Below are 20,207 nucleotides of genomic sequence, written 5' to 3'. Positions count from 1 at the left end.
TTCCAATAAAAATATACCATAATCAAGATATTTTTGCAAATATCATGTCTGTTTCTTCCTTTTCATAGGCAGTTCCACACTTAAAATAAGGAAAGCTGATTTTGTTCTGGAAGAGCCTCGAGACAGCCTTGTTTATCAAGGTATTCAAGAATTGTCTTGGATACTTTCCCACGTTGTTGCAAATCTTCCTTGGAGAGAAACTCTCCGTTTTTGCGCGCATTGACAATATTGATCGCCGCATTCGTACCAAGACCTGGAATCGAATTGAAAGGTGGAATTAACGTGTTACCCTCAATGATGAATTGGTCTGCACTCGATTTATACAAGTCTACCTTGGCGAAAGAGTATCCACGCTCACACATTTCCAACGCTAGCTCAAGTACCGTCAGTGTGTTTTTCTCTTTCGTGGAAGCATCCAACCCTTTTACATTTATTTCATCCATCTTGGTCTTGATTGCTTGTGACCCACGTGTCATGGCATCTATTTCGAAGTCATCGGCACGAACCGTGAAATATGCTGCATAATACAATAATGGCAAATGCACTTTGAAATAGGCAATCCGAACCGCCATCAACACATATGCGGCAGCATGTGCTTTCGGGAACATATATTTAATCTTCTTACAGGAATCTATATACCATTCCGGCACTTGATTCTTACGCATTTCCTCTTCGAATTCCTCAGACAAGCCTTTCCCTTTACGTACGGATTCCATGATTTTAAAAGCAAGGGAAGGGTCTAGTCCCTGATAAATGAGATAAACCATAATATCATCCCGGCAACCGATTACTTCGCTAAGTGTACAGATTTTATTATGAATCAGTTCTTGTGCATTGCTCAGCCATACATCAGTACCGTGGGATAAACCAGAAATCTGGACAAGCTCGGAAAATGTCGTCGGTTTAGTGTCCTCAAGCATTTGTCGAACAAAACGCGTTCCAAATTCAGGTATGCCGAGTGTCCCGGTTTTACACATGATTTGATCTTCAGTCACACCTAACGACTCCGTACTGCTGAATATCTTCATTACCTCTGGATCATCTGTCGGAATCGTTTTTGGGTCAATACCACTTAAATCCTGAAGCATCCTGATCACTGTCGGATCATCATGACCAAGTATATCCAGTTTCAAAATATTATCGTGAATGGAGTGGAAATCAAAGTGAGTCGTTTTCCACTCTGAGTTTCTGTCATCCGCAGGGAACTGTATTGGTGAGAAATCATAGATATCCATGTAATCCGGGACAACGATGATTCCCCCTGGATGCTGTCCAGTTGTCCGTTTAACACCCGTACATCCCGCGACAAGTCGATCTGTTTCTGCACCACGCATGTGGATATTATTGTCGGCTGAATAGCCTTTAACATATCCGTATGCCGTCTTTTCAGCCACCGTACCGATTGTACCGGCACGATAAACATAATCTTCTCCAAATAGGACCTTCGTATAATCATGGGCTTTCGGCTGATATTCACCAGAGAAGTTCAAGTCAATATCGGGGACCTTATCCCCTTTAAATCCAAGGAACGTTTCAAATGGAATATCATGACCGTCTTTCGTATAGGCAATGCCACAATCCGGGCAATCTTTATCAGGCAAGTCAAACCCTGAGCCTACTGACCCATCATTAAAGAATTCCGATTTCTTACATACTGGGCACACATAATGTGGCGGCAGCGGGTTCACTTCCGTAATTTCTGTCATCGTCGCAACGAATGACGATCCGACCGAACCCCGGGAACCAACGAGATAGCCATCATTCAATGATTTTTTAACCAGTTTATGAGAAATTAAATAGATAACGGCGAATCCATGGCCGATAATACTTTTTAGTTCCTTTTCAAGACGGGCCTCAACGATTTCCGGTAGATTCTCTCCATATATCTTTCTAGCCATTCCATAACTCATTGCACGCATTTCTTCTTCTGCACCCTCGATTTTAGGTGTATATAGATCGTCCTTGATTGGCTTGATGTTTTCTATCATATCTGCAATTTTATTCGTATTTGTGACTACGACTTCTTTTGCCTTCTCGGCACCAAGGAAGGAAAAATCCCTTAACATCTCATCCGTTGTACGGAAATGGACATCTGGTAGCTTATGTCGATTCAGCATATTCGCCCCACCTTGTGAATTCACAAGGATTTTACGGTATATCTTGTCATTCGGGTCCAAATAATGCACATTTCCTGTCGCTACAACAGGTTTATTAAGCTTTTCTCCGAGCTTGACAATGTTTGAAATAATCGTCTCTAACGACTTTTCATCACGGACAAATTCAAGCTCTATCAAATGTTGATAAACATCCTTTGGATGGATTTCAAGATAATCGTAAAACTCGGCTATTTCGACAACATCCTCAAAACCCTTTTGCATCATCCCTTCGAAGACTTCCCCTTTATCACATCCAGAACCAACGAGAATTCCTTCACGATATTTTTTTAGTTGAGAACGCGGAATCCGCGGAACTCTGTAAAAATAATTAATATGGGATAATGAAATCAATTTAAAGAGATTTTTCAAGCCTTCCTGTGTTTGTGCAATCAAAGTACAATGAGATGGTCGAGAACGCTGATATGCATTTCCGTTTCCCATATTGTCATTTAATTGATCATGATGGGTAATGCCTCTCGCTATCGTTTCCTTCAACATCTTCAACATCAGGTACCCCGTAGCCTCAGCATCGTATATGGCCCTATGATGTTGAGTCAAATCAATATCGAGCTTTTTACACAATGTGTTCAACCGGTGATTTTTGAACTCGGGATATAAAAATCTCCCTAATTCCAGCGTATCCAATACGGGATTGGTTGCTTTTGGATACCCAATATTTTTGTAGCCCATGTTCAAAAAGCCCATATCAAAACTTGCATTATGCGCAACAAGGATGGCATCTCCCGCCCATTCCTTGAACTTTTCCAATACGTCTGAAACTTCCGGTGCATCCACCAGCATATCATCTGTGATATGAGTCAAGTCGATGATCGTATTGGATAACGGTCGATGTGGGTTAGCGAATGATTCAAATTTATCAATGATGTCTCCATCATGAATTTTCACGGCTGCTAATTCAATGATCGTATCATAAACGGCAGACAAACCAGTCGTCTCGACATCGAAAACGATATAGGTGGCATCGGAAAGCGGTATATGTGCTTCATTATAGGCGATTGGCACACCGTCGTTCACGAGATTCACTTCGACACCATACAAAATCTTGATGTCATGTTTTTGGCCGGCGCCGTAGGCCTCTGGGAAAGATTGAGCCCCTGCATGATCGGTGATGGCTACGGCCTTATGACCCCACTTCGCGGCTTGGGCAACAAGGGCGGATGTCGGCGTCACTGCATCCATTTGGCTCATCGGTGTGTGCATATGAAGCTCGACGCGTTTTTCACCCTCAGGAGCCTTATCCTGCCGTCCCTGCTTAGAGATCTCATTAATATCGTTTGCAATCATAACTAGATCGCGAACAAACGTATCATTTTGAATGCTACCTTGGGCACGTACCCACATTCCTTTTTTAACACGGGCTAGGATGGCAGCATCCTCTTTGTCACGTGAAAACATTTTAACTAAAATAGAGCTTGTATAATCCGTAACTTTAAACGTCAATAGACTACGTCCGCTCCGGAGCTCACGGACTTCCGCGTCAAACACGAAACCTTCAATCGCTATCCTGCGCTCTTCATCAATAATTTGCTCTATGCTACGGAAATCGGCATCTTCTTTAATGGTGTACCCGATTTTAACCGGGCCTTCGTAAACACCCTCGTCTCCTTTTTCCGATTCTTTCTTCTGCATCTCTAGTAACGCGGCAAGTCCCTTTTCCTCATCTTCCTTTTGCTTCTCTGCTAAAAACTTCTTGTAATCAGTTTCCGAAACATTTTCGTTCACTTCTGCTTCAAGAGTTAATGGAGGGAAACCATACGTTTGATAAATATTCGAAATGAGACCGGAGTATTTCTGTTTTAACTGTCCAGCTTCCGCACCATTACGTGCATTGACCACGAGCTTATACCCTGTCACTTTGGGTTCTTGCTCATTTAAGAGTGATAAAAGTGCTGGCGATATGCCTTGTAGTTCACTTATGCAATTTTTCCAGTATTCTTTGACCAATTCCTCCGTCACTATCGGATTGGCAACATTCATGGTGAATGTAACCTTGGCAATATGGGCAAAAGTACTAGTTAAATGATTTGAAAATCTTGTATGAACACTGCATGGAATTAACGCAGGTATATTAAAGGCAAAATGCCATTTTTGGGACTCTCTCTCTATGGAAAGTTTATCAATTTCGGCACCGATGAAAAAATTCACAAAGGCATCCTCAGTCAAGCCCAATTGCTGGAGCAAGAGTTGAAATCTCTCTCTACCGCTGTTTGGATTTTGATCCATTTCCTCTCTCCCCTTTATCTACTATCTAAAGATATTATTCATCAGTTTCATTCTAATAACAGTGGTTATTATAACATACTAGATGCAGTTCACGGACATCTAATTATAGGGAAAAGGAAAGGCATCATCCAAATGAATGATGCCAAATCAAGCTATGATTTTACTGCTTTATCCCAATAATTCATGTAACTTCTGTGCAAGTTCCGATGTTTCCAGTTCAAGCACTTCACCTGTTTTACGGATCTTCACTTCCACGATGCCTTCGGAAGCTTTTTTACCGACCGTTACGCGGACAGGAAGTCCAATCAAGTCAGAATCGGCAAATTTCACTCCGGCACGTTCATGACGGTCATCCAACAAGACATCCATGCCTTGTTTTTTAAGTTCAGCATATAGTTTTTCTGCAAGTTCAGCTTGAGATTGATCCTTCATGTTAACCGGAATCAAATGGACCTGGAACGGAGCCAAATTCACCGGCCATACTAAACCTTTCTCATCATTGAATTGCTCAGCGACAGCTGCAAGTGTACGAGATACACCAATACCGTAACAACCCATGATCATCGGTTGCGAACGGCCGTTTTCATCTAGGAACGTCGCGTTCATCGCTTCGGAATATTTAGTCCCAAGCTTGAATACGTGACCGACTTCAATTCCTTTAGCAAACTTGATTATTCCGTTGCCATCCGGTGATGGATCTCCCTCTTGGATAAAACGAAGATCGATAAAACTTTCCACCTTAAAATCACGGTCAGGGTTTACATTCACAAAATGATAATCTTCCTCATTAGCGCCGCATACTCCATTAACCATTGCTTCAATGGCCAAATCGGCGATGACTTCTACGCTTGAGGCAATATTGATTGGTCCAAGAGAACCTACCGCACAACCTAAGACTTCTTTCGTTTCGTTAGGGTCCACTAACTCCACGACTTCAGCATTGTAGAAGTTTTTTACTTTGATATCATTCACTTCATGATCTCCTCGTACCAAGACGAGTACATATTTTTCATCCACTTTAAATAACAAGGACTTGATCAATTTTGAAGCATCGGTTTTTAAAAATGAAGCTACATCATCAATTGATTTCTGTCCAGGAGTATGAACTTTATCAAGTGTTCCCTGCTCTTCGGAATTTTTTTCATATTTTACCGCTACAGGCGCCATTTCAATATTCGCCGCATAATCGGATGTATCTGAATAGGCAATCGTGTCTTCTCCAATTTCAGAAAGCACCATGAATTCATGTGTATCCTTTCCACCCATCGCTCCTGAATCGGCGATGACTGCACGGAAATCAAGGCCACAACGGCTAAATACATTTGAATAGGCCGCATAAAGTTTTTCATATACAGCATCAAGACTTTCTTGATTTGCATGGAATGAGTAAGCATCCTTCATGATGAATTCGCGTCCGCGCAATAAACCAAAACGAGGTCTTTTTTCATCACGGAACTTCGTTTGGATTTGATAAACCGTCAATGGCAAACGCTTGTATGACTTCACTTCGTCACGGACCAAGCTTGTAACGACCTCTTCATGTGTAGCTCCAAGGGCAAATTCACGGTTGTTACGGTCTTTTAATCGCATTAATTCGGGTCCATATGTATACCAACGACCGGATTCCTGCCAAAATTCCGCTTGTTGAAGGGCTGGCATCAATAATTCTACGGCACCTGCATTGTCCATTTCTTCCCGAACAATCGCTTCAACCTTTTGAAGCACTTTATTACCAAGCGGCATAAAACTGTAAACGCCACTTGAATTCTGTCTCATGAATCCTGCTCGCAACAAAAGCTGGTGGCTTTTAATTTCTGCATCTGCAGGGACTTCCCTCAATGTAGGGATTAACGTCATACTTTGTTTCATATCTACACCTCTTCAATATTTCCTTTAAACTTCCATACGGAAATTTACGGGTCATGTAATACAAAATTACATTATTATTGTCTGATTGATTTAAATTAAGTTGATTTCATTCGCTCTTTTTCGATTATACTTACGAATTCCCGATAAAACAAACTATTTTGCCCAAACTCTTCAAAAAGTTACAAGTAGATTCAAACAGCCAACAGATAGTTCTGCTGGCTTGTTTGGTTTCATTCATATCAGCTTATAGGAAGAATCTCTGGATGTCATTCCATGTCACGACGATCATTAACAACATCAGCAAAGCAAATCCGATGAAATGCACCATTCCTTCTTTTTGGCGATCAATTGGTTTTCCTCTTAAGAACTCAACCACGAAGAATAATAATCGTCCGCCGTCCAAAGCAGGTAACGGTAAAAGATTCATGATTCCTAAATTTATGCTGAGCAACCCAGCCCATTTCATCAACGTGAACAAGCCCTGTTTTGCGACTTCCTCAGTCGATTTATATATACCTACTGGACCAGATAGACTGTCAATCGTAAAGCCACCCGTTACTAGGTCACCCAGAATGATGAAAATCTGTTTCGTCCAAAAATACGTCTCCGTCGCACCATATTGAATGGCTTTTAGTGGAGCTTTTTCAACGGGAGGGTATACCCCGATGATTCCAATTTTCTGACCTTCCCTCTCGACTTCCTGAGGAGTAACTGGTACTTCTAACGTTTTACCGTCCCTATATACAACGAATTCGATTTCTTTACCGGGACTTTTTTGGATACTCGCCTGTACATCTTCCCAGGTTGTGACTTCCGTACCTTCAATCGATTGAATGGCATCCCCGGATTTAAGTCCAGAAGTAACGGCTGCACCGTCCTTAGTTAATTCACCCAGTTTGGCTTCGTCCACCACGACGCCTTGAAATAAACCAATCAATGTAAAAATAACAAAAGCTAGAACAAAGTTCATTGCTGGGCCCGCTAAGATTGTTAAAAAGCGGTGTCCAAGAGATTTAGATGCAAACTGGCGATCATAAGGGGCAATTTGGTTCTCGACCCCATTTTCAACGATTACGGCTTCCTTATGGATCGAAAACGTTTTTAACGTGTCTTCTTCTCCCTCTTCATATCCCGTAAGTATCAGTTTATGATCTAAATCTATCACTTCCACTTCGACAAGCCGAATATCCGGGTATTTGTCTTTGTTGTTCAAGATGATTTTCGTGACGGTTTCTTCTTCATCAAACATCAATCCCACACGGTAACCAGGTTTCAATTCAATATTTTCCGCATCTTCTCCGGCCATTCGAACGTATCCACCTAGAGGAAGAAGACGTATCGTATAGACCGTTTCCTTCTTTTTATATGTGAATACTTTTGGTCCAAATCCGATTGCAAATTCGCGGCATAGAATTCCAGCACGCTTCGCAAATACTAAGTGTCCAAGCTCATGGAAAAAAACAAGAGCGCCAAAAATGATAATGAACGCTATAAGCGTTTCTAGAGTCTGCATGTTCTGGTCACCTATCTTTCACTAAGGATTCTATAAACTTCCTTGTCATTTTATCGACTTCCTGGATCGTTTCTAAGTCAGGACTCGCTATGACAGAATGTTTGTTAAGCGCTCTTTCTATCAGGGTTTCAATTTCTAGGAAAGAAACTTTTCCAGATAAAAATGCAGCTACTGCAGCTTCATTTGCAGCATTCAACACCGTTGTCATCGTGCCGCCCATTTTACCTGCTTTGTAAGCGAATTGCAAACAAGGATATCGAGTGAAGTCCATTTCACTAAAGTGGAGTTTTCCCGCTTCAGCCAAATTCAAACGCTTCCGTCCTACAAGAGGCAGTCGATCTGGATATGTAAGGGCAAATTGGATGGGTACACGCATATCAGGTGTACCTAACTGTGCCATCACACTGGAATCATGAAATTCCACCATTGAGTGGATAATGCTCTCCCTATGGAGAAGCACGTCAATCTTTTCGTATGGAAGATCAAACAACCAGTGTGCCTCGATTACTTCCAATCCCTTGTTCATCATGGATGCTGAATCGATGGTGATTTTAGCCCCCATAGACCAGTTTGGATGGTTTAAAGCCTCTTCTACCGTGACGCCTTTTAGCTCTTCACGGGTTCGATCACGGAAACTTCCACCAGAGGCAGTAATGACTAAGCGCTCGATATTTTTTTCTTGTTCACCCTGAAGTGCTTGAAAAATTGCTGAATGCTCACTATCGACCGGAAGCAGCCTTACCCCGGCTTTTTTCGCTTCATCAATGACTAAATGGCCCGCTGTTACCAAAGTCTCCTTATTGGCAATCGCAATATCCTTACCGGCTTTAATCGCTTGCAAAGTCGGATAAAGTCCTACGCTGCCGATGACCGCATTCACTAAGACTGTTGCTTGATTATACACAGCCACTGCCGTTATTCCCTCATCGCCATACATGAACTCAATATCTTTCCGGTTAGAGAACTCGCTTTTCAAAACCTCATAATCTTCTTTTGTCTGTACGGAAACTAGTTCTGGTTCAAACTCTTTTATATAGGTTCTGACCAAAGCAATATTCTTTCCGGCCGAAAGTGCCACTATCTTAAATTGATCGGGATGGGCCCTGACCACATCCGCCGTTTGCTTGCCTATCGAACCTGTTGCACCCAGAAGGCTGATATACTTCAAATCCGTTCATCTCCTAATTCATATAACCTTACCTTTTTAATTATAATACATGCAATAAATGTAAGATTGGTAAAATAAATATTAAACTATCCAGCCTGTCTAAAATCCCGCCATGACCAGGTAGGATCTTTCCTGAATCCTTTACGCCATAATGACGTTTATAAGCCGATTGAACAAGGTCTCCCAGTTGGCCGAAGATTGCTATGATTAACGATATCAACAACAATTGCCATATCGAATAGTCAAGGGATGAAAATACGTAAAAAAGCACACCTACGACTAACGCGGAAACTACGCCTCCCAAAAATCCCTCGACTGTTTTATTAGGACTGATTTCAGGCCATAACTTCCTCTTACCGATTGCTTTTCCAATGAAGTATGCTCCTGAATCGGTTGCCCATATCGTAAATAAAGTAAGAAGGATATAGACTAGACCTAGAGATTCATTGTCACGTGTTTCAAAGAAATAGTAAAAGCCGATGCCTAAGTAAAGAATCGTAATGACCAAAAATCCTGCATCATCGAAAGTGAACATATTTTTCGAAAGGACCGTATAAAGCAATAGCACTAAAACGCCGATTAAGAAAATCTGTACTTTGTCATAATTATTTTCAGTTAAAAACGTGCTATATTCATTCGGCAGTAATAATATCCAAAGTAAAACATGTGAAAGAATCGCCTCAAAGGAGAATACACGCATCTTTTTCATTTTCATCAATTCATACAAACCGATAGATGCTAGAAGGTAGATTACCAATAAAAAGGGAAGCTTCCCTATCATCACGATTGGAATGAAGATGGCGGCAGCGATGACTGCCGTAATAATTCTCTGTTTCATTATTCCTATTTCCTCGCCTTCTACATTAAACGCCACCGAACCTGCGTGAACGTTTTTGATACTCCTCGACAGCCTGTAGTAAATGACCTTCACTAAAGTCCGGCCATAACACATCCGTAAACCATAGCTCGGTATACGCTGACTGCCAAAGCATGAAGTTGCTTAACCTTTTTTCGCCGCTTGTACGGATCAACAAATCCGGATCGAGCAAATGTTGTGTCATTAAGTAGCTTGATACTATTTCCTCAGAAACATTTTCCTTTATTATACCATTTTTCACATCATGTATGATGCTGTTGACCGCCGCAACTATTTCTCCACGGCTTCCATAATTAAGAGCAAAGTTCAAAATCATCCCGTTATTATTTTTCGTATCCTCCATCGCTTGTTTAACTGCTTTCTGAGTATGTGACGGGATTAACGATAAGTCTCCCATCATCTCCACCCTTACATTTTCAGCTATAAGCTCTGGCAAAAAGGTGCCTAGGAATTCCTGTGGAAGTTTCATTAAAAAATCGACTTCACTTTTCGGACGTTTCCAATTTTCTGTGGAGAACGCATAAACGGTCAACGTTTTTATTCCCAACTCATTAGAAATCTTTGTTATTTTTCGAACGGTTTTCATTCCTTCATGGTGGCCTGCCACACGTGGCAGCGCACGTTTTTTAGCCCATCGGCCGTTTCCATCCATAATAATGGCAATATGTTGAGGAACATTAGACTCCTTAATATGCTGGATCCTACTTGCTACATCGGAAGAAGCATCTTTTTTAACGAAACGCTTCCATAGTGAATACATATGTTAGTCCCCCATTAGGTTGTACTTATCTCTACAAAGGCAATATTTACGTGCACTATGTATATTTTTTGGATTCTAAATAAGAACAGAATCTATATTATAATATCAAAAAAAAACTTGTTCTCATATTATTATTATGAAAATATTATCTTCATTAGAAGTTGGCCAGAAATAAATAATGCATATCCTTTCAAGAAGAAAAGGCAAAAAGGACCTCCTCCATCATTTTCAAGCTCTTACTAACTCAGGCGTAATCATAATCGGAGAAACCTTATTATAACAGTTTTCTCTTTTTAACACACCTATATGTTAGATCAAAGACATGACCACAATGGATTCGGCCCTTTTATTCAATGCTTTTAGAAGGGATTAGACTTCTAGAATTTCTTTTTCTTTATCTTTTGTAATATCATCGATTTTTGAGATGTTGCCATCCGTCATCTTTTGAATGTCATCTGCATAACCGCGCAAGTCATCTTCTGTGATATCGCCATTTTTCTCAAGCTTTTTCAACTCATCGTTAGCATCACGGCGAACGTTACGAACCGCGATTTTTGCTTCTTCGGCTTCTTTCTTAACGACCTTGACAAGTTCTTTCCTACGTTCTTCTGTTAACGCAGGAATGGCAATCCTGATTATAGAACCATCATTAGAAGGATTTAATCCTAAATCCGATTTCAAAATTGCTTTTTCAATCTCGCCCAAAATCGTTTTGTCATAAGGCTGGATGACTAAAAGTCTTGCTTCTGGTACAGAAATGCCCGCCATTTGATTGATAGGTGTTTGGGATCCGTAATAATCAATTGAGATTCTATCAAGCAATGAGGCATTTGCTCTTCCGGCACGGATGCTGGCTAATTCACGTGTGTAAGCGCTAATGGCTTTTTCCATTTTCGTTTTCGCATTCGAAATAACTTGTTTCGGCATCTTTTATTTCCCCCTTACAATAGTTCCAAGCGTTTCGCCTAATACAGCGCGCTTAATATTACCTTTTTCCATAATAGAGAAGACAATCAATGGAATATCATTGTCCATACATAGCGAGGACGCAGTAGAATCCATGACTTGTAATCCGTCTTTTATCACATCAAGATATGAAAGCTCATCATACTTCACTGCATTTTTGTCTTTAACAGGATCAGCATTGTATACGCCATCCACATTGTTCTTCGCCATCAAGATGACATCCGCTTCAATTTCAGCTGCACGTAATGCGGCAGTCGTATCCGTTGAGAAATATGGGTTTCCTGTTCCTGCTGCAAAAATGACTACTCTCTTTTTCTCCAGGTGTCTAATTGCACGTCGTCTAATATATGGTTCTGCCACTTGTCTCATCTCAATGGACGTTTGGACGCGCGTTTCAATCCCAAGCTGCTCGAGGCTATCTTGTAACGCCAATGAATTCATGACTGTAGCGAGCATGCCCATATAATCGGCATTTGCACGGTCCATGCCCATTTCACTACCGATTTTCCCGCGCCATATGTTTCCGCCACCGACAACCACAGCTACTTCTACATCCAATTCAGCTACTTCTTTTACTTGTTCTGCAATCGACTTTATAACTGCAGGATTAATTCCGAAACCCTCGTCTCCAGCCAATGCTTCACCACTGAGTTTCAATACGACACGTTTATATTTAGCCATGAGAACCTCCAACTATGTAATCTTTTTGTTCGTCCATCATGCTCATTCTTGCATTAATCAAAAATTCAGGACATTTTAAAAAATAGGGAACACTATAGTGTTCCCTATTTAACCGTTTTCTTACAATCAATTAGTCCTTTTTAACTTGGTTCATTACTTCTTCAGCAAAGTTTTCTTGACGTTTTTCAAGACCTTCCCCTACTTCGTAACGTACGAATGAAAGGATTTTTCCGCCTAGTGCTTCAACGAATTGTCCTACTTTTTGATCTGGGTTTTTAACGAAAGCTTGTTCGTTTACACAGATTTCTTCGTAGAATTTGTTGATACGTCCTTCAACCATTTTAGCAACGATTTTTTCTGGCTTGCCTTCGTTTAGGGCTTGTTGAGTAAGAACTTCACGTTCGTGCTCTAGCTCAGTAGCGTCTACTTGGTCACGAGAAACATATTTTGGGTTAAGAGCTGCGATGTGCATAGAAACACCTTTAGCTGCTTCAGCATCAGTTGTACCTTCAAGAACTGTAAGTACGCTGATACGTCCACCCATGTGTAGGTAAGCGCCGAAAGCATCGCTGTCTGTTTTTGTAACGACTTGGAAACGGCGAAGAGTTAATTTTTCACCAATTTTAGCTACTGCTGCATTGATATGATCAGCAACTTTCACACCGTTTTCCATTGTTTGCTCAAGAGCAGCTTCTACAGTTTCAGGCTTGTTAGCCAATAAGAATGAAGCCAATTCTTTAACAAGAGTTTGGAAACCTTCGTTTTTAGCAACGAAATCAGTTTCTGAGTTCACTTCAAGGATTACTGCTTGGTTTCCGTCTACTACGATAGAAGTTAACCCTTCAGCAGCGATACGGTCGCCTTTATTGGCAGCTTTTGCAATTCCTTTTTCGCGAAGGAAGTCAATCGCTTTATCCATATTTCCTTCAGTTTGTACAAGTGCTTTTTTGCAGTCCATCATGCCAGCGCCAGTTTTTTCACGCAATTCTTTAACTAATTGTGCAGTGATTGCCATAATATAAATCCTCCTCAAATTAAGTGCGGTTTATTCAGTCTTTACCCATTTTGCTAGATAATACTTGTTTTCAACAACAAATACAACAAATCGCAGCAAATTTTTACAAAAAATATTTATTGGTCAACGTTATGACAAATAAGCTCGGTTCTCTCCAGTTTCAAAAATCAGCCGTGATAAGGCACGGGATTTATGTATGCTTATTTAGTGCAAAAAAAAGGGATAAAAGGCATTATCCTCTTATCACCTTTTTTTCTCACTAGTTAAGCAGTTCTGTCAACTATTAAGCAGTAGTTGTTTCAGTTGCTGTTTCTTCGCCTTGTTTAGCTTCTAAGATAGCATCTGCCATTTTACCTGTTAATAATTTAACAGCACGGATTGCATCGTCATTCGCAGGAATAACTACGTCGATTTCGTCCGGATCACAGTTTGTATCAACGATACCAACAAGTGGAATGTTTAATTTGTGTGCTTCCGCAACAGCAATACGCTCTTTGCGAGGGTCGATAACGAAGATCGCATCTGGAAGAGTCTTCATATCTTTAATACCGCCTAAGAATTTTTCTAAGCGATCCCATTCTTTTTTAAGTTGGATTACTTCTTTTTTAGGAAGCACTTCGAAAGTTCCGTTAGCGTCCATTTTTTCGATATCTTTAAGACGATTAATACGTTTTTGGATTGTTTCAAAGTTTGTTAAAGTTCCACCTAACCAACGTTGGTTTACATAGTACATACCAGAGCGGATAGCTTCTTCTTTAACTGATTCTTGAGCTTGTTTTTTAGTACCAACGAAAAGAACAGTTCCACCGTTAGCAGCTAGTTCTTTAACGAAGTTATAAGCTTCTTCAACCTTTTTAACTGTTTTTTGAAGGTCGATGATGTAGATGCCGTTACGCTCAGTGAAGATATATTTCTTCATCTTAGGGTTCCAGCGACGTGTTTGGTGTCCGAAATGCACACCAGCTTCAAGCAATTGTTTCATAGAAATGACTGACATTTTAGTTCCTCCTAAATGGTTTTGTTTTTCCTCCGCTCCGATCATTTTCATACAGAAACTGTATAAACAGCACCATCTGCTAGAATCACGGGCGTGTGTATTAACACCATTTCATAATATATCATACTCAGGGGATACAATCAAGCAATATTTATCTATCCATACGGAACTTTAATAAAAGCTCAATTTCCGTTTGACCCCTATTTAATTTTTTGGCGATATCTTCAATTGAAAGACCTTGCTCCACTAAATAGTCTACCTGTTCATTTAATGATAATTCTTCTAAAGAATCCTGTAGCATGGCTGAAAAATCTTTTTCCACGCGTGCCTCTTGTTTGGTTAAAATGGAGGCCTCCGCCGAAAGTTCGAGCTTGTCCTTCACTTCATTGGCTGGCTTGAATTCTTCTTCTATTCCAGTCTGGTTCATATAAGCATTAGCAGCCTGCAATTTCTTCCCGTTAAAACTTGGTTCTTTATAGTCAGGGAATGATTCCTTTTCTAGTTCTGCTTCCTTTTCTATAGGTGGCCTTGTTTTTACTATTACTGACTCTTCTATCTTTTTCTCATTAGGTAAGACGTCAGTTTGTGTAAAAGCTTTTATCAAGGCTTCGTTATCTTCCTTCATTTCCATTAGATAGCCTGTTAGTAGTTCTTCCATTTCAATTATGGTGGCTTTTTGTTCCTTTTCTAGCTTACTTAATCGATTTTGTCTAAGATACAAAAGAATAACGGCGAAAATCGTGAAAATATTTAGACTAAAAAGGAGTAACATAAAAAATACTGACATGGTGCCTCCTCTTAACCGGAATAGTCGATACTCTTTCCTTTATAGGGATGGGAATCTATATTCTCTGTTGTTTGTCTCGTATTGTCTTTCTTCCTACGCTGTTTAAAAAACGGACCCTTATCCGCGCTGCCTTCCTTTTCATAAAAATGAGCTGGGAGCTTTTGTTCCTCGCCCATTACAGTCGTTTGTTTTCGTTCCTCTTCTTTTCTTCCTTGATGGGTGGCATGATCCTGTTGGATTAGATTTTTTTGTAAAAGTTGTTCTTGGATCTTTCCGGCATCTTGGGTTCTTGGAAGGGCAATTTGCATCTCGATTGCTTTTAAACTCACAGCCATCCACCCCTATATTTCTATAGTGATTCTTCTGTATAACTGCCTGTGTTACACATGTTCTTCCCATGGATTCAAAATGTTCGGAATGGTCTATCCAAAATGATAAATCCATGCATTTCTCATAGAGCATGCCTCGAAGCATGACACTAAATAAAAATATGGGTTAACTTTTTTTATCCTGCATAGCATGTCTAAGTTTAAATATCGCCCTTGAGTGAATTTGCGATATTCTTGATGTGGAAAGACTCATCACTTGTCCAATTTCCGTCAGCGTAAGTTCTTCTTTATAAAAAAGTTGCAATACCAACTGTTCTTTCTCATTTAGTGTTTCTATGACCTTTGCTAGCTCTGCATACAATTCTTGTCTTAGAACATTCTCTTCAGGCAGGTCTGCTTTATCATCTTTAATATGGAAATTCGTTTTTTCTTTGTCATCCTGTTCTTGAGGATTTTCATCCATGGATAAAACATTGGCAAAGAAATGCTCGTTAAGTGCAGCATATACTTCATCTTCCGGAATATTTAATTCAAATGCAATTTCCTTTGGTGTAAGGTTCCGCATATATTTTTGTTCCAATTTTTCAATAGCTGAATCGATTTTTTTCGCTTTATCCCTCGCACTCCGCGGTAGCCAATCCTCTTTCCTTAAACCATCCAATATGGCCCCACGGATCCGGAATGAAGCATATGTGTCAAATTTCAGATCACGCTTTGGATCAAAGCGCTCCAAGGCATCAAATAAGCCCATCATCCCTAAGCTCCTAATGTCATCACGACTGACATTCCTAGGAAGGCTGACTGAAATACGTTGGACATGGTAAGATACAAGCGGAACATATTTCTTCACCAAAACGTCCCCTGCTTGCGGGTCCCTGCAATCGACCCAATTTTTCCAGCATAACTGTTCTTCTTCGATAGTCAGTTGAGACATGGGATTTCCTCCTAACATTGTTTACGTTTTGTAATCAAAACGGTCCTCGAAGGCTCTAGGTGCAACAATATTTTGATTGCAGTGTTCCCGTCACTTTCCGGCTGCGCAAATTTCATCTTCCCAATTAAATATTTCTAGTCCCTTTATTTACTGTCCGGATATTAAGCATGCACTTTGTCACATTGAATTCTATCGTCCTACCACTGTTCCCGCCGACGTCCTCCGAAACGACCTGTATTCGTAAATCAGCCAATTCTTTCCGGACAGCTTCAACATTTCGGGGTCCTATTCTCATTAAATCCCCCCCAGAGGCAAATTGAAACATTTGTGCACCTCCAGCCAGCTTTGCTTTTAAAAAAGCAGGCCTTGCTCCTTCCTTCACCAGACGATTCACCAATTCCTTTACGGCTGTATCGGCAAACTTGGCCCGATTAATCTGACCAGACTTAGCAAGTGAAGAATCCGGCAACATGACATGCGCCAAACCGGCAATCTCTCTTTTCTCATCATAAATGACGACCCCTACGCATGAACCAAGCCCTGAAGTGCGAATCGAATAAGGAGGTTTTACAGTATTCATATCCGCTATCCCCACTTTAACAACTTGGATTTGCAATAATTCAACCATTTATTGTCACTCCCAGGGCAGCAAAAATAGTATCAAAGGAATCAGGATCGGGCAGTAAAAAGAAATGGCCATTGATAGATTCAGCAAACCTCTCATTCTGCGCTAGGACGGTATCTATCACAATAGCAGAATCACTTACTTGTGATAATTCCAGTAATCCATAACTGATAGTTGCTCCCACCATATCGATATTCAAGGAAGGAACCGATGGATATATATTCAACTTAGTAAAATCCGATAAAGAAGAAAGATAGGATCCCGACAAGATATTCCCTAATTCCTGTAGACAAGAAAGAGCTAATTCAGAATGCTGTGGTTTATCAATGGAGAAGGTTTCATCCCCTATCATCTGTTGAATGAAATATTCAGCTACAGGTAATGAAAGGATAAAAATCATGCTTCCAGTGGCATCTCCTTCAATTCGCAAAAAGACACTAGCCACAACATGTTCTGCTCCCCCTGCCAATTCCATCATTTCATCAAAGGAAACTACCCGGACATTAGGAACATTCATATCTATTTTTTTATTAAGAATGGCAGAGAGTGCAGTAGCAGCATGTCCCGCACCAATATTCCCAATTTCTTTGAGGATATCAAGGTGGATGGGGTTGATTTTATCAATAAATGACATCCCTTTATCCTTCTTTTCTCACGATTTCATTTGCTTCGAGACTTAAGGCCTTCTCCAAATTCACCAATACAAGCAAACGTTTCTCGATTTTTGCGACACCGCTGATATATTCAGAAGCTAAATGACCGACAACTTCCGGCTGAGGCTCAATGCTCTCGACAGGAATGTCAAGCACATCATTGGCTGAATCGACAATCAACCCTACTTCGATGTCATCAAGGACAACAATGATGATCCTCGTTGAATCGTTATATTCAACTTCTTCAAAACCGAAACGGACTCTTAAATCAATAATGGGGGTAATCACTCCCCTTAAATTAATCACACCTTTAACAAATGGAACGGCCTTGGGCACCCTTGTTATATGCAAAAGTTTTTCTATTCCACTTACTTTATCCACCGGAATCGCATATTCTTTGTCTTTGATTTGAAACACGATTACTTTTATATCTTGAACAGGACTTGTGGTCGACATTCAATTACCCTCCTCTTTTTACCCCTCAACCATATCTACTGTTCATCCATTGACCCTTGTTTCCAAAGGGTCTCCAGTAATCAAATGGTAGGAAGGATTGTAGCGAATCTATATATTAAAATGGTCAGTGAATCAATGCATTGCAATCGACAATCAAGGCTACTTGGCCATCGCCTAAAATAGTAGCTCCAGATATGGCAAATGCAGTCGATAAATAATTACCTAATGACTTCAAGACGATTTCAAGTTGCCCTATAAATGAATCCACTACAAGTCCCGCCATTTTTTCGCCTTTCCTGACTATAACGATTGAAAGAAACTCTTCTTCTTCGTTTTGTACGGGCACTTCAAAAATGTCCTTTAGGAACAGGAGTGGCAGCACTTTTCCTCTAAAGTCGATCACTTGTTGATTATGGGCATTCATAATATCTTCTTTTCTTATAATGGCTGTCTCTATAATAGAAGAAAGAGGGATGGCATATTTCTCCTGTTGAATTTCAACTAACATGACGGAAATGATAGATAACGTCAAAGGAAGTTGTATGAGAAAAATGGACCCTTCATTCTCCTTAGAGTCGATTGTTACCGATCCGCCCAGTGATTCTATTGTGTTCTTCACGACATCCAAACCTACGCCACGGCCAGATACATCCGAAATGGTATCGGCTGTGGAGAAACCTGAAGCGAAAATCAATTCATAAATTTGCTTATCCGATAGTGTTGCGGCGGTTTCCTTCGTTAGTATTCCATTGGAAAGGGCTTTACTTAAAACCCGTTCTTTATTAATACCAGCTCCATCATCTTCAATTTCAATGAACACATGGTTACCGCTATGATAGGCCTTTAACAGAATCTTCCCTACTTCATTTTTTCCCTTAGAAAGGCGCTTTTCGGGTGTCTCCACTCCATGATCCATCGCGTTTCTTAATAAATGGACGAGTGGGTCGCCAATTTCATCAATCACCGTTCGGTCCAATTCAGTTTCAGCGCCGATAATCTCTAAATCTACCTTTTTATTTAAATCCCTCGCTAATTGGCGTACCATTTTCGGAAAACGGTTGAATACCGTTTCGACAGGAACCATGCGCATGTTCAACACAATCGTTTGCAAATCGCTTGTTACGCGAGACATTCTTTCCACTGTTTCGTGCAGTTCCTGGTTATCCAAATCGCTTGAAATTTGATCTAACCTTCCTCTATCGATAACTAGTTCTTCAAATAAGTTCATTAATATATCTAGCCGCTCGATATTTACCCGAATGGTCTTGCTTGGAGCATGCTTGACCGCTTTTTTTGTTTCTTTAGCCTCATTGATTGAAGGTGACTGGTCCGTACCTTCCTGAGGCTTTTTATCGGCCGCTTTTTTTTCCTCTTTAATATTTGCAGCATGACGTAGTTCTTCCAGATTTAGGGCTGTTATTTCGACGACATCCACTTCTGAAACCTTCATGATTTTTTTCTTGGTCTCTTCAATCGATTCATTGGTCACCAATGTAACCGTGAATTTCTGATCAAATTGTTCTTCCTCCAAAAGTTCAGCGGGTGGATTCGATTTTATCACCTCACCTGACTTTTCAAGAACTTCAAACACCATAAACACTCTTGCAGCTTTTAAAAGGCAGTCGTCACGTAAGCTGATTGAAATTTCATAGCTTTTAAATCCTTGTTCCTTGGATTGCTGCAAAACAGTCATTTCGAATTCGTCATATTCGCCCATCGTTGCTTGTTCCATTGTTTCTAGAACGGGAGATGCTGCTGCCGTTTCATTAATTGTAGGGATAACCAGTGATTCACCTTTTTCGATTTGTTGCAATTTTTGCACCACGTTCGTCACATCACGTTTGCCATCTCCGCCTTCAGCAATCGACATGACAATTGCTTCTAGGTCATCCACCGCCAAGAATATTACGTCGAACAGTTCAGGAGTTAGGATAATTTTGCTGTTCCGGATCGCGTCTAGAACATTTTCCATTTTATGGGTCAAATTAGCTAAATCCTCATAGCCCATTGTAGCCGACATACCTTTTAAAGTATGTGCGGAACGAAAAATCTCATTGACTATCGAAAGATCCTCCGGGTTCTTCTCAAGTACCAACAGCTGTTCACTACACGTTTGAAGATGTTCTTTACTTTCTTCAATAAATACCTCTAAATACTGATTCATATCCATACAATCT

General features: G+C 40.5%; 17 protein-coding genes. All 17 read right to left on the bottom strand.

The window, feature by feature from the left end:
- Window positions 1–80 precede the first annotated feature (80 nt).
- The gene (locus ACIQXQ_RS06965) at window positions 81–4,400 is read right to left on the bottom strand and encodes a PolC-type DNA polymerase III (RefSeq protein WP_402868392.1); all 4,320 of its coding nucleotides are present in this window, start codon (window positions 4,398–4,400) and stop codon (window positions 81–83) included.
- 168 nt (window positions 4,401–4,568) lie between these two features.
- Window positions 4,569–6,269, bottom strand: a complete 1,701-nt coding sequence (locus ACIQXQ_RS06960) for a proline--tRNA ligase (protein ID WP_402868390.1) — start codon at window positions 6,267–6,269, stop codon at window positions 4,569–4,571.
- A gap of 244 nt (window positions 6,270–6,513) precedes the next feature.
- Window positions 6,514–7,782, bottom strand: coding sequence for an RIP metalloprotease RseP (rseP, locus tag ACIQXQ_RS06955; protein WP_402868389.1), 1,269 nt, complete (start codon window positions 7,780–7,782; stop codon window positions 6,514–6,516).
- A 7-nt stretch (window positions 7,783–7,789) separates the two neighbouring features.
- Window positions 7,790–8,950, bottom strand: coding sequence for a 1-deoxy-D-xylulose-5-phosphate reductoisomerase (gene dxr / locus ACIQXQ_RS06950; RefSeq protein WP_402956342.1), 1,161 nt, complete (start codon window positions 8,948–8,950; stop codon window positions 7,790–7,792).
- A gap of 40 nt (window positions 8,951–8,990) precedes the next feature.
- Window positions 8,991–9,788 (bottom strand): phosphatidate cytidylyltransferase, encoded by a 798-nt coding sequence (locus ACIQXQ_RS06945; RefSeq protein ID WP_402868385.1) that lies wholly within the window; start codon window positions 9,786–9,788, stop codon window positions 8,991–8,993.
- A gap of 25 nt (window positions 9,789–9,813) precedes the next feature.
- Window positions 9,814–10,587: an undecaprenyl pyrophosphate synthase gene (locus ACIQXQ_RS06940; protein ID WP_402868383.1), complete on the bottom strand. Its 774-nt coding sequence runs from the start codon at window positions 10,585–10,587 to the stop codon at window positions 9,814–9,816.
- A 369-nt stretch (window positions 10,588–10,956) separates the two neighbouring features.
- Window positions 10,957–11,514: a ribosome recycling factor gene (gene frr, locus ACIQXQ_RS06935; protein WP_402868382.1), complete on the bottom strand. Its 558-nt coding sequence runs from the start codon at window positions 11,512–11,514 to the stop codon at window positions 10,957–10,959.
- Window positions 11,515–11,517: 3 nt separating this feature from the next.
- Window positions 11,518–12,234 carry a UMP kinase gene (gene pyrH / locus ACIQXQ_RS06930; RefSeq protein WP_402868380.1) on the bottom strand — a complete coding sequence of 239 codons (717 nt, stop codon included), beginning with the start codon at window positions 12,232–12,234 and terminating at the stop codon, window positions 11,518–11,520.
- 130 nt (window positions 12,235–12,364) lie between these two features.
- Entirely contained in the window at window positions 12,365–13,249 is an 885-nt protein-coding gene (gene tsf, locus ACIQXQ_RS06925; RefSeq protein ID WP_402868378.1) for a translation elongation factor Ts, read from the bottom strand.
- A 283-nt stretch (window positions 13,250–13,532) separates the two neighbouring features.
- Window positions 13,533–14,246, bottom strand: coding sequence for a 30S ribosomal protein S2 (gene rpsB, locus ACIQXQ_RS06920; protein WP_402868377.1), 714 nt, complete (start codon window positions 14,244–14,246; stop codon window positions 13,533–13,535).
- 151 nt (window positions 14,247–14,397) lie between these two features.
- The gene (locus ACIQXQ_RS06915; protein WP_402956340.1) at window positions 14,398–15,033 is read right to left on the bottom strand and encodes a hypothetical protein; all 636 of its coding nucleotides are present in this window, start codon (window positions 15,031–15,033) and stop codon (window positions 14,398–14,400) included.
- 11 nt (window positions 15,034–15,044) lie between these two features.
- Entirely contained in the window at window positions 15,045–15,362 is a 318-nt protein-coding gene (locus ACIQXQ_RS06910; RefSeq protein WP_402956337.1) for a hypothetical protein, read from the bottom strand.
- A 166-nt stretch (window positions 15,363–15,528) separates the two neighbouring features.
- Window positions 15,529–16,296 carry a FliA/WhiG family RNA polymerase sigma factor gene (locus ACIQXQ_RS06905; RefSeq protein ID WP_402868372.1) on the bottom strand — a complete coding sequence of 256 codons (768 nt, stop codon included), beginning with the start codon at window positions 16,294–16,296 and terminating at the stop codon, window positions 15,529–15,531.
- Window positions 16,297–16,420: 124 nt separating this feature from the next.
- The gene (locus ACIQXQ_RS06900; protein WP_402868370.1) at window positions 16,421–16,924 is read right to left on the bottom strand and encodes a chemotaxis protein CheD; all 504 of its coding nucleotides are present in this window, start codon (window positions 16,922–16,924) and stop codon (window positions 16,421–16,423) included.
- Window positions 16,917–17,555 (bottom strand): chemotaxis protein CheC, encoded by a 639-nt coding sequence (locus ACIQXQ_RS06895; RefSeq protein ID WP_402868368.1) that lies wholly within the window; start codon window positions 17,553–17,555, stop codon window positions 16,917–16,919. The genes ACIQXQ_RS06900 and ACIQXQ_RS06895 overlap by 8 nt, the downstream gene beginning before the upstream one ends.
- A gap of 4 nt (window positions 17,556–17,559) precedes the next feature.
- Window positions 17,560–18,030 (bottom strand): chemotaxis protein CheW, encoded by a 471-nt coding sequence (locus ACIQXQ_RS06890; RefSeq protein ID WP_402956335.1) that lies wholly within the window; start codon window positions 18,028–18,030, stop codon window positions 17,560–17,562.
- 124 nt (window positions 18,031–18,154) lie between these two features.
- Window positions 18,155–20,200 (bottom strand): chemotaxis protein CheW, encoded by a 2,046-nt coding sequence (locus ACIQXQ_RS06885; RefSeq protein WP_402956333.1) that lies wholly within the window; start codon window positions 20,198–20,200, stop codon window positions 18,155–18,157.
- Window positions 20,201–20,207: the final 7 nt, after the last annotated feature.

It is taken from the genome of Peribacillus sp. NPDC097198 (assembly GCF_044762055.1).
Classification (GTDB): domain Bacteria; phylum Bacillota; class Bacilli; order Bacillales; family DSM-1321; genus Peribacillus.
Note: the sequence above shows the minus strand (reverse complement) of the source record. Positions and strands in the feature narration are given on the sequence as shown.